General features: G+C 47.0%; 6 protein-coding genes. 3 read left to right on the forward strand and 3 right to left on the reverse strand.

The genetic code is table 11. The features are described 5' to 3' along the window. Window positions 1–183: 183 nt before the first annotated feature. The gene (locus ACUVJL_RS32960; RefSeq protein WP_445249688.1) at window positions 184–7035 is read left to right on the forward strand and encodes a CHAT domain-containing protein; all 6852 of its coding nucleotides are present in this window, start codon (window positions 184–186) and stop codon (window positions 7033–7035) included. A 125-nt stretch (window positions 7036–7160) separates the two neighbouring features. Further along, window positions 7161–8168: a tellurite resistance TerB family protein gene (locus tag ACUVJL_RS32965; RefSeq protein WP_445249683.1), complete on the forward strand. Its 1008-nt coding sequence runs from the start codon at window positions 7161–7163 to the stop codon at window positions 8166–8168. 214 nt (window positions 8169–8382) lie between these two features. On the opposite strand, the gene ACUVJL_RS32970 is transcribed toward ACUVJL_RS32965, so the two are convergent. The 3 genes from ACUVJL_RS32970 to ACUVJL_RS32980 all read right to left on the reverse strand — a co-directional run bounded on the left by ACUVJL_RS32970 (window position 8383) and on the right by ACUVJL_RS32980 (window position 12803). Next, entirely contained in the window at window positions 8383–8949 is a 567-nt protein-coding gene (locus tag ACUVJL_RS32970) for an RNA recognition motif domain-containing protein (protein ID WP_445249684.1), read from the reverse strand. A gap of 1170 nt (window positions 8950–10119) precedes the next feature. Continuing rightward, complete coding sequence (locus tag ACUVJL_RS32975) at window positions 10120–12609, reverse strand: M48 family metalloprotease (RefSeq protein WP_445249685.1); 2490 nt, start codon at window positions 12607–12609, stop codon at window positions 10120–10122. Between the two features lie 71 nt (window positions 12610–12680). Continuing rightward, window positions 12681–12803 (reverse strand): hypothetical protein, encoded by a 123-nt coding sequence (locus ACUVJL_RS32980; RefSeq protein ID WP_445249686.1) that lies wholly within the window; start codon window positions 12801–12803, stop codon window positions 12681–12683. Window positions 12804–12973: 170 nt separating this feature from the next. Here ACUVJL_RS32980 and ACUVJL_RS32985 point away from each other — a divergent pair, with 170 nt between their 5' ends. Next, window positions 12974–15763, forward strand: coding sequence for a hypothetical protein (locus ACUVJL_RS32985; protein WP_445249687.1), 2790 nt, complete (start codon window positions 12974–12976; stop codon window positions 15761–15763). The last annotated feature ends 421 nt before the right edge of the window (window positions 15764–16184 follow it).

A 16184-nucleotide genomic window follows, 5' to 3' on the forward strand; every position in this document is an offset into this window, starting at 1 on the left:
ACTTTTTTCTACAGTCCTCTTTAAAGGACTTTCGCTATCAGCCAGGAAATGAATTCCCTGGCGGATTGGCGGACTGTCGGACTTATCAGAGTGTAGCAGATATCATCTACTAAAAAAACCATGAAATCAACACACAAAAAAACCCGCTTTTTCCTAACCTTTCTCTCATTTACCGCCTTAGCAATGTGGGAAATAGGACTTTTCGCCCCATCCCAAACAGCCACAGCCCAAATTACCCCCGCAACCGACGGCACGAATACTCAAATTACTCCCAGCGGCAACCAATTAAACATCCAAGGCGGACAACCATCTGGCGACGGTGCAAATCTCTTTCACAGTTTCCAAGAATTTGGTTTAACTCAAGGGCAAACTGCCAATTTTATATCTAATCCCAATATCCGCAATATTTTAGGGCGAGTTGTCGGCGGCGATGCTTCGCTGATTAACGGATTAATTCAAGTTACGGGCGGCAATTCCAATTTATTTTTAATGAATCCGGCGGGGATTGTTTTCGGAACAAATGCCAGTTTGAACGTGCCTGCTGCTTTCACTGCTACTACTGCGACGGGCATCGGTTTTGGCAATAACTGGTTTAGTGCGACTGGTACAAATAATTATACTCAATTAGTCGGAAATCCTAATACTTTTGCTTTTACCAATCTACAGCCGGGAGGAATTGTCAATTTCGGCAATTTGGCAGTGGGACAAGGGCAAAATTTAACTTTATTGGGCGGCACGGTTTTGAGTACGGGACAAGTTTCTGCACCGGGAGGAAATATTACTGTTGCCGCTGTACCGGGTGAGAGTTTAGTCAGAATTAGTCAACCGGGAAATTTATTAAATTTAGAAATTCAGCCAATTACTGATGCTTCGTTACCTATCACAAATTATCAATTATCAGTTTTATCACTCCCTCAATTGCTGACAGGAAAAGCAGAGAGTCACGCAACGGGAGTGACAGTTAATAATGATGGGACTGTACAGTTGACTGGTGCAGGAGTAATCGTGCCAACTCAGTCAGGGACTACAATTATTGCTGGTAATATTAATGTCTCTGGGGATAATGGAGGGAGTGTAAATGTGTTGGGTTCGCGCGTCGGTTTGATGAATGCGAATATCAACGCTTCGGGGATTAATGGCGGTGGGAATGTGCGCGTTGGCGGTGATTACAAGGGTCAAGGTACTGTGCCAAATGCCCTGGGGACATTTGTGAGTAATGATTCCACAATTAATGCTGATGCTATTCTAAATGGTGAGGGTGGTCGCGTCATCGTTTGGGCGGATGAAGTGACAGGTTTTTTGGGTAATATTAGTGCTCGCGGCGGCAGTAATTCTGGCAACGGTGGCTTTGTAGAACTCTCGGGCAAGGAAAATTTAATCTTTCGAGGAGATGTCAACGTTAGTGCAAATAACGGAATAAATGGCACGATTTTGATAGATCCAAGAGATATTATTATTCAGGTAGGAGGCACAGGAGCAAATGATACTGATCTCGACCCAAATGTTCCTTCAGGTGATGTCGCAGGCACGATTTTATCGTCACATGGTGGTAGCGCAACAGATTTCACGATTAGCGATACAAAGCTAACTTCTTTAACTGGCAATATTATCATTCAAGCAAACCGAGATATTGTTGCTCAGCCAGGGACAAATTTGAACTTTGTCAATCAAACATCTGGCGAAACTATTAGTTTCCAAGCTAATAGAGATATTCAGCTAAATACCAATATTGAAACAGCAGGTGGGTCGGTCAATTTTTCTGCGGGTCAAAACCTGACAGCACAAAATGTTAAGACAAATGCTGGTAACTTGAATTTTTCTGCTGGTAATCAGTTGACAGTTGGTGCAATTAATTCAGGTAGCGGTAATATCACTCTAACAGGCAACGAAATTGACTTGACAGGAGGTTCTTTTTCTGTGCGAGGGACTGGCAATTTAGTCATCCAGCCTGCAACGCCCAGCCAAGATATTATTATTTCTGGCAGCGATAACAGCACAGCAGCCTTAGATTTTACAATAAATGACTTAGTTAGACTCTCTTCTGGGTTTGCCTCCATGACAATTGGGCGTCCTGATGGAAGCGGCACTATTACAATTAACGAAATAAGTATCGATGTACCAGTAACGATTCAATCACCGCTAGGTAATGGACGAATAATTGCAACTGGGGAAATTAAACTAACGAGCGGAGCGCAAACTCCATCTATTACCTTAATAGCAAATCAGGATATTTCTATTCAAAGCATCTATACAGGTAATTCTGATAGTCAAGGCCCAAACATTACCATCCAGGCTGGGGGTAACATTACTGCAACTACTCTGAATGTCAGCTCATATTATAAAAATGGAGGGAATATTAGCCTGACCAGCAATAACGGTGGAATTACTGTGGATTCTCTAACCTCGGAAGCCGGAATTAGTTTCCATATTGGAGATGCTAACGCTGGCAACATTACTTTGAAAGCTGCTAATAATATCGCTATAAGTTCAGGTATTAGATCGCTTTCTGGTCGTCCTAATAAAGCTTTTCCTATAGGTCTTAGTAGTAGTGCAACTGCGCTCGATGATAACGGTAACGCCTCCACACCTGATCCTAGCCCTCCTCCTGAGCCTACTGGGGCTAACGGCAATTCTAACGGTGGCAATGTTAGCATCACTAGCACTAAGGGAAGTATTTTGATTGGTGAAGAGGGCATCCGCGCCTACTCTTATCCTAGAAGTAAATCAGGTACTACCGCCCTTAATGCTAATAGCGGTTCAGTTAAGCTTGAAGCTTCTGGTGATATTACAGTGGGTTCTATAGCGGCATTTGCAGGTCAAGGTACTGATACTGTTTTTAAGTTTTCTGGCGCTACTCCTATTTCTGTAACTGGTACATCCAATGCAGGAAACCTCACTGTCACTACTAAAAATGGTTCAATTACTGTTAATTCAGCTATTGATCTGTCATCTGACAAAGCCACTGGTGGTTCAATTGATTTCCAGGCTGGAGGTAATATCACCACTGGTGAAATCCGAACGCACGGTCAGCAACAGGGTGGAAGCATAAATCTGAATAGTGGTGGTTTTATAGATACAAAAGCTGGGAGCTTATCTGCGTTTTCTGATAAAGGCAATGGCGGTAAAATTAGCTTGGAAGGTTCTGGTAACATTACTACCAGCAACATTAGCTCAACTGGCTTCCAAAACGGCGGTTTCATCACCTTTAAAAGTGGTGGCAGTATCGATACTACCGCCGGAATTATCAACGCAATGGGCGGCAACAACGGTGGTAATATTTCCCTCGAAGCCACAAAGAATATCACTACCGCCGGAATTGGGAACTCGGCTGTATTGTTAAGCGGGTTCAATGCCAATAGTGGCAATCTTCGCATTCAAAGCGGCGGTAATATCAACACAACTGCCGGCCCAATTATTACCGCTGCGGCGAATGGTAAGGGCGGAGATATTACCATAAACGCTCAAGGAAATGCTTCGACATCGGATATTAATTCCCGCACTTTCGCTCCCAGCATTACTGTTAAGGGTGGCAATATTGATGTCCACGCAAAGGACAGTATTACTGCCAGTGGCACGATCGAAACTAACCGCAACAACATTACTTTTAACGCTCCGGTAACATTAGGTAACGACCTGTCGGTCAACATTTTAGAGACTGGCGATATTACTTTTAAGTCTACTGTTGATGGGCCTCACACTCTTACTGTGAAGCCAGAGGCGGGAATTGTACAGTTTGGCGATGATGTTGGCAGCCTCAATCCCCTCAACAGCATCAATATTCGAGACGATATCCCCAAAAATCCCGTCGCAATTAACATTATTACTACGAATAACATTACCGCAAAAAATATTACCTCAACCGCCGGAATTTCTCTGTTTAGCGACAAAGGAGAAATTACCACAGGTAATCTCGATGCGACTTCCCATAACAAGGGCGGTAATATTGCTTTGAGCGCTGGAACTAATATTTTGGCGGGCGATATCAATACCTCGTCTGCTGGTAATGGTGGCAGTATCTTGCTCGACGCTACCGGAAGTCTTACTGTTGGTAAAATTGACTCTTCGGCGCAGGGGAAGGCAGGGAATGTCACGGCTTATAACCGCAGCACTTCTGGCAATATTACTGTGAGTCAAATTGATGCTCAGAGTCAGGGCAGCGGTACTGGCGGAAATGTGGAGATTCTGATGGGAGGGTTTTTTCGATCGCCCAATTCGTTCACAGACAGAAACGGCATCAATGCTAGCATTTCTACGGCTGGAAGTCCAGGAGATAGCAACGGCGGTACTATAATTATCCGCCACGGAGGCGCCGGATTAACGCCGTTTATTGTCGGTGATCCTGCCAAAAATGGAACGAGGGGTGCAATTACTAGGGGAAATAGTAATCCCATACAAACAATTTTACCCGATCGCGAATATCTCTATACTCACAGACAAGATCGCAGTCTCGCGCAAAATCGCGATCGCATTCAAATTATTTCCGTACCGTCGCCAACGCCTGCACCCACACCCACAGTTACTCCAACGCCTACACCCACACCTCCAGATCCTCCAACGTCTACACCCACACCCACAGTTACTCCAACGCCCGCACCCACACCCGCAGATACTCCAACGCCTGCACCCACGCCCATAGATACTCCAACGCCCGCACCCACGCCCTCACCGCTATTCCCACCGCGTTTGCGCGTCGCACCATCCCCAACACCCGAAAGCTCGATCGCACCATCGGCAACTCCCGAAAGCTCGATCGCACCATCCCCAACACCCGAAAGCTCGATCGCACCATCCCCAACACCCGAAACTTCGATCGCCACCCCATCCCCATCTCCAACACCCGAACTCGCGCCGATCGATTTTTCCCTCATCCAACAACTGCTAAGCACCAATTCCTCAAGACTGCCGCCCCGCACAGCCCGCACACAGCCCTCAACACCCACAACGCCAAACGCTGCTGCCCGCCTAGCTTCGACACCTACCCGTCCCTCTGTTTCCCAAATCACCTCCTCCCTCGCCACTCAACCTGCGATCGCCTCCCAACCTTCAAACGCGCCAAATCCAGCGTCCACAGCCCCTCTTGCCTCTGTAACCCAGCCTCTAGCTCAAATTCAGCCAGTACCTGCAAGTGCGATCGTCCCCGCGCCTGCAAGTGCGATCGTTCCCGCCCCTGCTGTCAGGCAAAGCCAAACTCCCCAAGAAGAGTTAGCTTTTTTAATTGGCGATTTATTGGGAGCTAAAACCTCTATTAGCCAAAATGCTGCAACGGGAAATACCCAATTAAATTGGGAGCGTAACAACGAAACAATTATCTCCCTAGAACTTCCTTACACCCCGTCAGTTAACACGATAGCCGGAGCCGAAGCAGATAACCTGATTTCTCCACAGCCATCGGCGGACAATTTAACTGTTTCAGTCGCAGAAACTCCGCCGGAAATAATCGCTCAAACTCCTAGTTTACCGATTGCTACTTCTGAACCCTTTGACCTCAATCTTTCTAACGTGTGGGATACAATTGCTGCAATAAATACAGCGCCAGTTCAAGATTCACCGACTATTACTCCAGCACCCGCACCAGTTCCAGCACCCGCACCAGTTCCCGTACCCGCACCAATTCCCGCGCCCGCACCAATTCCGACTCCTGCACCAACTCCCGCAGCAGAAACGCCAAATATCCCAAATATCCCCAATCAGATTCCCTCTCAAATAACTCGATCGCTCGTAGAACAAACTCTCGACCAAAACAATGCTAATGATGCTGTTTCCCTAATTGACCAACTGTTTGAACAAGATTACGAAAATGATATTGGGGAAAACTTAACGGATAAAAAAATCAACGTTCAATATGTGAGAGAAACTCTGAAAAAGATTAAGGAAGAAACCGGAAAACAAGCAGTCATTGTTTACGCGATCGTCCGGCTCAAAGAATTATCCCTAGTTTTAGTAGTCCCCGACGGCCCTCCGATACTCAGAAACATCTCTGTCGAGAGCAAAGATTTGCTAGCAACAGTCGCAGAGTTTCATCGTTCTTTGGGTCAAGCAAATGATTATGAAAATGAAGAATATTTGCCAATTGCTCAGCAACTTTACCAGTGGTTAATTGCGCCTATAAGTCCAGATTTAGAAGGATTAAATATCGATACGCTAGTGTTTTCATTCGATGCCGGTTTGCGCCAATTACCCCTAGCAGCTTTGCACGATGGCAAGCAATTTCTAGTAGAAAAGTACAGCCTCGGCTCAATTCCCAGCGTCAGCTTGACTAACACCAATTATCAAAGTTTGCAAAACGCTCAAGTTTTAGCAATGGGTGCGTCAGAGTTTCCCCACACCGATAAACCTAAATTGCCGGGAGTGCCGATCGAATTATCTGCAATCGTCGGTACCAGAAGCGACAGGAAAAAGCAAGCTGGCTTCAGCAGAAATGAAAGTTTTCTCAATCCTGCTGGCGAATTTCCGTTGTGGCCTGGCCGCTTTTTTCTCAATCAAGATTTTACCCTGGAAAATCTCAGCAGACAGCGACAGCAACAGGCTTTTGACATTGTTCACTTAGCTACTCACGCCCGCTTTCCCCTAGGCCCAAACGGACGCAAGGAAGCTGAGATTGATTTGTGGAATCGCTCTTTGGCGCTGGATGAATTTAGGCTGGCGAGGTGGTACGATCGCCGACAAGTAGAGTTATTAGTGCTGAGTGCTTGCGAAACGGCGATCGGCGATAACACAGCAGAAATGGGATTTGCTGGACTGGCCGTCCGCAGCGGTGTAAAATCAGCCCTAGCGAGTTTGTGGAAAGTTAATGATATCGGCACTTTGGGACTGATGACCGAATTTTACCGCCATTTGCGATCGCAGCCAATTAAAGCGGAAGCGCTCAGAAAAGCTCAACTGGCAATGATCCACAAACAAATTGTAGTAAAAGACGGTCAATTGCGGGGAACTCAAAGCGCGATCGACCTTACTCAATCAGCACAAGTAGCAAATTCAGATTTGTCTCACCCGAAGTTTTGGGCCGGATTTACAATAATTGGCAGTCCTTGGTAATAGGCGATATCTCTAGGGAAACGGCACGGCGCCCTCTCCGGCGCCCAGAGTAACAAAGACTACTATCTTTTTATGTCATAAATTTGCTATGAAGAGTACAACTCAACTCTAGTGGAGCAAAACCAGTGGGCACTTTTGATAAAATATTCAATTCAGAAGACAAATCCGAAGCAAGCTTTACTCCAGAGGAATCCCTAGCAGCCGTAGCACTTGTCGCAGCGGAGGCAAATTTCCCTGATACGAATGCTGATATCTTAGAAAGCATACTTTTGGAATCAGAAATATTTGCTGAATACTCCGAAGATGATATGTTAGCAATGTTTGAAAGATTCGACGGTATTGTCGCCCAAGACGGTTTAGCAGCATTATTTAATACTGCTTGGGAATCCATGCCAGATGAGTTAGTGTTGGATACTTTTGCAATAACCGCAGCAATGTTTGTCGGAAATGGAGAAATATCTCAGAAGCACCAGGCTTTTCTCCAGGAATTCCAGCAAGCATTAGGTGTGGAAGACGAGGAAGCTGCGGAAATTATTGAGGAGGTAATTGCTGCTTACTCGGAAGTAGAGGGCGAAGAGTCTGAGGTAGATGGGGAATTGTACGTATCTCCTGAAGGCAATTTTAGCGTCCCCATTCCAGTTGACGAGCAACGAGGGGGGAGAATTGACGAGGAAGAAGGCTCTGTGGCATTTTCTGACGACTTTGGTGTTTTGCTGAAAATAGATTATTTCCCTATTGCTGGTGAAGTGGAAGAAACAATCGAGTCGGTTGGCGAGGAAGCTTATCTCAAGTCTTTTTTAGACAATTTTGTTTCTGAGGCAATTCTTACTAATATTGCCAACTCTAAGTTACTTCACGCGGAATATTTAGAAGATGAAGAAGCTTATTTCGCGGTTGTCGATTTGCCTGCGGGTGCAACTATGAGTATGCAGAAAAACCAGGGCCCGGTTACTCGGCTGGATGCTTACCGGGGACTTATGGCTTTTATCGCTGACGATTTTTGCTACACGGTAAGCTGTCAGCGAATTTATCAGGAGGGGGACGAATTGGGTTCCCTTGAGTCTGAAGTTGAGGGAATTTTGAACAAGATTTTCGAGTTTATTGAGACTATCGAATTCTCGGCACTCGAATAATATCAAATCCGTTAGCATCGTCCTGTATTCATCTCTCTCTTCTCTTCCTCTGCGTTCTCTGCGTACTCTGCGGTTTAATCATTCCAATGCAACCGGAATTGATATAAAATAGTGCGATCGAAAACAGGCTTTTTTGAGCGGTTCTCGATCGCACTTCCAGATACATTCAGTCAACCACAGTCTAGAGACAGCAGCAATTAGCCGCCATTTTCGACTAATTAGTAGTCTGAGCTTCCACCAATCTTTGCTTGAGTTCTTCCAGAGCGCTCGCCCAGCGCGGATCTGGCTGCACCGAGCCGGAATCGGCGTTCGACACCGTTGTTGCTGACTGATTGCGGCGAGACTTGTTGTTGTCACCCCGACGGCGATTGCTTTTACTAGGAGCTCCTCCACCTTGGGTAGGGGTCCCCTCGCGCTGCTGTTGCTGCGGCACAGGTACAGGCAGCGACGGCGAAGTCGATGCAGACACCAACTGCGGTGACTGCGGCGACGACTGCTGCTGATCTTCTTCGCCCTTCTCAGATTTACCCTTAGACCGGGGCAGTGCCTTCTCTATTTTCAGCGGGTTTTCTTTGAACATCAAGCCGTTGTATTTCTCAATAACTTGGTCGGCTTGTTCGTCGGTTAGCACCGTCACAAAACCGAAGCCTCTGCATTTACCAGTTTTGCGGTCTGTAATTACCTTTGTGGTAACAGATTCGCCCTCCGGCGCAAAAACTTCTTGCAATTCTTGGCGATCGAGTTCCTTGGGTAGGTTGCCAACATAAAGACGAATAGACATGAAAAATTCCTCCAGACTTGGATTTTAATTAATTTGCTCGAACAGAATTCCCTGAAGTCAACTGAATATTTACTTCAGGGAAACACCACATAACCGGAGAATTTGCACATTCCTCCCACCAACCTTGACAGATCCCCCCACCTTTTAGAACAAAAAGATGATTTACTCTGATAAGGCAGGAACTTAACCGCCGATGCAGAGAGCTTTTAAATCTCAGGTTGTTGTGTAAACTTTTAGTCATCACTCAAATGTTGAGGCTATTGGCTATTCTGTATTACTTGCTTCCGGTTTTGATTCAGAATGTTTATAGCCAGGGCCGTGTAGAAATTTATGTCCAAGGATGTGTCAATTGCCAGCGATCGGAATGCCAGTATTCAGTTTAATACAGTGATGGGTAAAATCGCTAACATTTTTTTAGCCAGTAATCTTACCTGGTTCCTAATCTCGCTCCTAATGCTGAGAACTACTCACTTACCCGGTATCCCTTAAATTGGGCCCGGCAGCGTCCGACCATTCTTTAAAGGTATCACAGCCTTGGTAACAGAGCTAGTTATTTAGGAAGATTTCAGGGTGAATTTAACGGAAACTACATCTGAATCACTTTTGAGAATTCATCCCGCACAGCAATAATAGCGGTCGAAAAAAAACAGCCGACAAGCGGCTGGCTGTACTTGCTGTGTTGGGATGTTGACAATTTTTACGCAATGCCTTATCGATTTTAGCCAACTGAAGTTATCGCGCTATTTGCTTTAATCCAATTCATGTAAATAAATGTAACAGAATGTCGGTAAAAAAGCAACTTTTCTTTACGAGGGAAGAAGGAAGAAGACTGTAGGCCTTAGTGACAACTTACGCCTGAAACCCCTGAGAAATCTCGCTTTTACCTAAGTCTAGATCCCCCTAAATCCCCCTTAATAAGGGGGACTTTGAGCATATTTCTTGTCCCCCCCTTATTAAGGGGGGCTAGGGGGGATCGAACCCTAATCGTCAAACAGCAGACTGGTACTACATTTGAGGTTACGTTGACACCAATGAATAGTAGGGTGCGCCACCAGCACCGAGAACATCGCCCATCCGCTGTTTAACTCAAAACCGATCGATGCTGCGCGTGGTTGGCGACTCCTGCGGCAATCCGTGAAGCGTAGCTATCCCGTAGGGAATCGCTATTCCTCACCTTGGGCCCTGGATAATGATGTATGCGCCCCACAAAGCAGCAGCAAAAGCCAAAACCGCAGACCAAATCGGATGTCCGCTGTCACTGACTCTCCCTTCTTGACTGCGGAGAGTTTCAAGGTCGATCGCCACAGTAGCACCCCGGCGCAGCCAACCAATCGCCACAACAGATTTTCCGATCAAATCGCTAGGGCGAGTAGTGTCTTTGATAAAAAATTGCCACAAAGAGCCAATGTAGCCAAACCTCGAAACATGGTGCAACCTCACCAAACCCGTCTCCGTTTGCAAAATCAAATCTTGTCCCAGCCAATTACCCATACCCGATCGACCCAAAAGTTGCCCTTCGAGCCGCACCGGTTGAGCATCCAGGGGTAAACTCTCGGGATTTGACAAAATTTCCGGCACACTCGGCGAAGCGGTTTCTTTCGGTGTAATGTCCGGGAAGAAATAATTGATCCGTATGAAAGTACCGAGAGAAAACCCGATCGGCAAACAGCCCCAAATAATCGATCGATCGCCCCACAGCCAATCCAGCAGCCAGAAACTCGTCCTAGAAAAAATCCCCCCAATCAGCCAAAGCAGCGCCACTATCCCCAAACTCATCGGAATCCCAAAAAACGGCGCGCCCTGTAAAAATAGTTTTGAGTCTTTAAATTCTAGTATTGACTTAAACAGAGACAATTTTCCTTTCCTGGGTTGTTCTTGCACTCCCGCCTTTGCCAAATCTAACTCTGTCTCCAGCTTCCAGAATTGAGCATAAAGAGCCAACAGCTTCAAACGCTCTCCCAGCAAAGGATGCGCGCTGTTAACCGTCAACCAATTGCGCTCCTGATTGCTGACATCCCACAGCAAAATCTGTTCCAGGGGCGCGTGTAATGCAGCAGAACCAAGGGTTACAGCTTGTCCAACCCCTACAGGTAACAATAGATCGAAACTTTCGAGGAAAAAGCTAGTTTGTTTTTGCTGCTGGATATTAGCAGCAATGCCGATCGCAATTTTAGCCAGTGCCCGCGTCAAACCGTTAGGATTGCCCGTAATTTGCGCAGCAGTGTGATCGCTAAAATACACTCTGCGGCGCGACACCCACAACATCGGCCAGCGCAACAACTTATAAATCCCGTAACTCGTAGCAGAAATTGCAGCGGCGACAAATTTGACAGCAGAACGGAAAAACTCGATCGTCATTAAATCACACAACCGCTCTTGCCAGTGCGCCACCTGCCAATAAATCAAGTAAGGAATCTGAATCACCAGCAGCGCCAGCGACATCGGCGCAAAATCCCAGTGAGAGATATGGGCCAACTCCCGCGCGAAAATAGTAGCAATTTCATCATCGGTCAATTGTTCCAACAGCCCGCGACTCACAGTAATCCGAGCAAAACGGGGCAAACCGCCGTAACTGAAAGCTACAGGAACATTCAGCGGCAAGAGTTTCAGCACCGGCGTCGGCATATTTTGCTTGGTACAATAACTTCGCAGTACCCGACTAGCTTCCTTGCTGTGCTTGGATAAAACCGACCCGCGCAGGGTTTCGATGCCGCAAAACAGTTTCAGCAGCGCATCTATCAGCCAGGGAGACGAGGCCAAAAGCAATCCAAAAACCATCTGAACAAAGGGAGTTGGATCGCGGTAAAAAAGCTGAATCGGCGCGAAAATAGGCAGTCTACTGAATATGTAAAGCTGAACCAACAGAGAATTAGTGTTTGTCAGCAGGAATTGCAGCACAAACCGGGCTAGAAAAAATAGGGCGATCGTACTTGCAAGGACTTGTACCCGAAAATCCAGCAACTTCAGCCGTTTGAGGGGGCGCGGGCTTTTGGCGCGCCCTGCTTGGCGCCAAGTGAGTTGGTAAGTATCTGGGCTGGCGACTCCGGGGATATCTTTTGGGAAATCCGAACTATTTTCGCCGCTAATTTCTGTGTCGGGTGCGGTTTCTGTCGAGTTTTCCGGTTCAGAAGTCTGACCTGTGGGGGGTGGAGATGGCGGGGAAATCGGTTGCGATTTGGCGTTTCCAGGCGCGGCAGGCGGCTCAAAAGGTAAAAATCCTGTTTTTTGATCTGCGGTCGGTCGAGCGCCCCCTATCGATTTTTTCGGCGATTTAGTGCCTGCATCAAAGGCGACAAAGCCTGTTTCGGGGGGAGTTTCTGGGGATTTTGGTTTATTTGCCGGTGGTTTTGGGGGGGGAGGAGGGGGAGGGGTTAATTCTGTTAAAGTGCGATCGGCCCAAGTTTTGACTTGAGGGTTGGGACTTTTGGCGAGGGAAGAGCACAGGGCGATCGCCTTTTTCAGATTACCGGTTGCTTTGTACGCAGCCACCAACCCCATCTGCGCGCGGATTCCCGACGGCCCATTGGCTGCGGTTTGGGTAACGGATTCTAAAAGGGCGATCGCGGTGGGGTAATCCTGTTGTTTCAAAGCTGCTAGCCCAGCCTCTAGAGACTGTTTTGCAGATGAATCCGCCGGATTTGGATTAGTGGGAGGTGCCATGACTGTGCTTTCGCTAGCGTCCTTTATTAAGATAGCTTGGCTGGTCGATCGATAGCTGTTCTAACACAGCTCTATTTCTGTGTCACCATTTGTTGCAGTTTCTTCGGCGGTTGAAACCGCTTAACAGTCAAACTTTCGGCGACTCCCAGCGGACGATCGTTGCGATCGGGCAGGAGTTTAAACCCCTCCCTCAAAGCTAAAGTCTTCGCTATGAGGACTGAAGATTTATGCTAAATCCGGGTTAAATATTTCCTCGATCTCTTAGTTTCTTAGAGAGGGACGAGAGTTTGTGGAGACGCGATTTCCATCACCGAGCCCATCTAATTTTTGCTTATAATTAAATTAACACCTCACCTGCACATTTATGCCAATTGACGACGAAGATTTTGAAAGCGAATCTATTAGCGGCGATCGCCAATTGCGACTATTCACAGGCAGACACGAATTTACTCGCCGATTTGCCATTTATTTAAACGAAGACCCGCCCCGCGAACAAATTTTGTATTTTTACGGCGATGGAGGCAACGGCAAGTCATTGCTGCTAAAACACTTGCAGGTTAACTGCTGCAAAAGATTTTCGCCGCAGGTTTGGCAACAATTGCGCGCACTCCCAGAATCACAAGCCGCCGAAGTTGCTAATTTCGTCCGCCACGCTGAACCTAAAACCTATACTCCCATACCCGCAGTCAGGCACGATTTCGGATTGATACCGATTAAAGAAGATAAACCGCAAGATAGATTTTACGGGTTGCTGATGTTGCGGCGCAATCTGGCAGAAGCAGCAAAGAAATATAAATTTAAGTTTCCCAATTATGATTTTGCTTGCTTTTGGTATTTGCTGAACAAAGGCGAGTCAAACGCAACTCTCGAACAACTTTTCCCCGATGATGTAATGGAATTGTTGACACCTGCGATTGAAGCTTTAGCGGGATTTCCCGTGGTGGCGCAAGCTGTAGCACTCCTCAAATGGCGAGATAAACTGGGCGGCATTGAGCGGGCGATGGAATTAATTAAAAATCGCTTGGGTGTCAGCGACGACAAGGCGGAGGAAATTCGCCGCAAAGATATTGATACTGAGTTAATCGACTGTTTGCCGAAATTGTTTGCAGGTGATTTGAATGCGGCAATGGCTGGCAGAAATAAACCAGAACGCCTCGTCATGCTGTTCGATACTCACGAGAAATTGTGGGATGAAAAACGCAGTTTTCAGGGAATAAAATTTTGGTATCAAGATGAGTGGTTTCGGCGGTTGTTGAGGGCATTGGATTACAAATTGGGGATTGTGGTTGCGGTGGCGGGGAGAGATTGTCCTGTCACACAACTGCGGTGGCAGAATGCGCCGAAACCGATTCACGCAGATTGTATAGATGCACAATTGGTTGGGCATTTGTCTGCAGCCGATGCTAGGGATTACCTGCACAAAGTGGAGATTGACAAGGCAGATTTGGCTGATGCTGTGATTAAATATGCCAGCGTCAATCCTGATGATAGTTGGGAGAATTTGCAGGTACATCCGTTTTATTTGGGTTTGTGCGCGGATGTGGTGCTGGCAGAAAGAAAGCGGGGAATTGAGTTGCTGTCGTCGGATTTTGCGCTGATTCCGAAGTTGGAAAATAAGACTGCGGAGTTAACGGATCGGTTGCTGAGTTATGTAGATCGCGAAGTGCGATCGGCGGTGCATTCGCTGAGTGCGTGTCGCGCTTTTGATGAGGATTTGTACATAAAATTGGGAGCAGGTTGCCACTTCCAGGCAAGTAGTGCAAATTTTGAGATTTTGACGAGTTTTTCCTTTGTGTGGAAGGAGGCGCAGCGGGGCGAAAAGTGGTATCGAATTCACGATTTATTGCGGCGATTGGATGCGGATCGGGATAACCAGAAAACTCGCAGGGCTCATGAAGTTTTAGAGGGCTATTACCGGGAATTGGGGAATGCGGCTGAGGCAATTTTTCATGCTAATCGCTTGGATTGGAAACGGGGTGTAGATGAATGGAAAGAGGTGTTTAAGGAAGCGTCGCGGCTGAGTCGTTACAGGGAATGCGAGTCGCTGCTGGAAGTTAGAGGTGAGTTGTGGATTAAAAGTGATTTTAGGCTTGGTAGAATTTCACAATCGGAGGGAGATTACTATGCTCACTTGGCTAGATACGCAGAGGCAAAACAGGAATATTTAGAGGCAGTTGCAGCTTACGATCGCTTCATCATCCTAACTCCGGATGATGAAGCTACGCTCAACAACAAAGGGATTGCGCTGGGATGTCTGGGTAAGTTACAAGCAGATCTAAGTGAATTTGAGGATGCAAAACAGTCTTACTCAGAGGCGATCGCAGCCTTTAATTCTGCTTTACTTATTGCACCGGATTTTATCGCTGCTCTCAACAACAAAGGAAATGCGCTGCAAAGACTGGGTGAATTGCAAGCAAGGATAAGTGAATTTGAGGATGCAAAACAGTCTTACTCAGAGGCGATCGCAGCCTGTAATTCTGCTTTACTTATTGCACCGGATGATATCGCTGCTCTCAACAACAAAGGGAATGCACTGCGATGTCTGGGTGATTTGCAAGCAGGGCTAACTGAGTTTGAGGCAGCAAAACAGTCTTACTCAGAGGCGATCGCAGCCTTTGATTCTGCTTTACTTATTGCACCGGGTTATATCGCTGCTCTCAACAACAAAGGGAAGGCGCTGCAAAGTCTGGGTAACTTACAGGCACGGCTAAGTGAATTTGAAGGGGCAAAACAGTCTTCCTGTGAGGTGATCGCAGCCTTTAATTCGGCTTTACGAATTGCACCGGATGATATCGCTGCTCTCAACAACAAAGGGATTGCGCTGCGATGTCTGGCTGATTTGCAGGCACAGCTAAGTGAGTTTGAGGATGCAGAAATATGTTACTGTGAGGCGATCGCAGCCTTTAATTCTGCTTTACTTATTGCACCGGATGATATCGCTGCTCTCAACAACAAAGGGAATGCGCTGCTAAGACTGGGTGTGTTACAGGCCAAATTATCTGAGGAGCAGGAAGCACTCAAGAATTGGCAAGAGGCACTGGAAATGTGGAATCGATCTTTAGCTATTGCTCCTAATGACGATTCTGTTCGCAGTGGCCGCGATGCGCTGCAAGAATCTCTCAATAATTTGGGTGAGGATACTATCAGCAGTTAGCTCGATCGAAACGAGTAAAAACGCGGCATTAAGGAGGAGGACGTGTCCAGTTAACTTAAACCGAAAGCCCGCCAGGGAATGAATTCCCTGGCTAATAGCAAAAGTCCTCTAAAGAGGACTAATGAATTCTTCAGTCCTCTTCAGAGGACTTTAGCTTTGAGGCAGGGGTTTCAACCCCTGCCGGACTGCCGGACTCAGGGACACAGCGTTAAAGGCCCGCCCTCGAATTTACCTATTTAACCTTGCAGCTTACCGCCCAGATTGTCTCGGCGATGTACTGTCAGCCCGCGAACGACGGATCAGCACGCTGATCACCTGCTTCGGATTAGCCGCACGCTGTGGGGGACTCCAATCGCCCACTTCTGCAAATCCCAGCCGGTACAAAGTGAGTATGGTTTCCCGGACACCCTTGGGCGAACCG

It is taken from the genome of Microcoleus sp. OTE_8_concoct_300 (genome assembly GCF_031383065.1).
GTDB lineage: Bacteria > Cyanobacteriota > Cyanobacteriia > Cyanobacteriales > Microcoleaceae > Microcoleus.

Coding starts and splice junctions, on each gene's coding strand:
- ACUVJL_RS32975 (WP_445249685.1), bottom strand. CDS start 12,609: ATGGCACCTCCCACTAATCCAAATCCGGCGGATTCATCTGCAAAACAG.
- ACUVJL_RS32985 (WP_445249687.1), top strand. CDS start 12,974: ATGCCAATTGACGACGAAGATTTTGAAAGCGAATCTATTAGCGGCGAT.
- ACUVJL_RS32970 (WP_445249684.1), bottom strand. CDS start 8,949: ATGTCTATTCGTCTTTATGTTGGCAACCTACCCAAGGAACTCGATCGC.
- ACUVJL_RS32960 (WP_445249688.1), top strand. CDS start 184: ATGTGGGAAATAGGACTTTTCGCCCCATCCCAAACAGCCACAGCCCAA.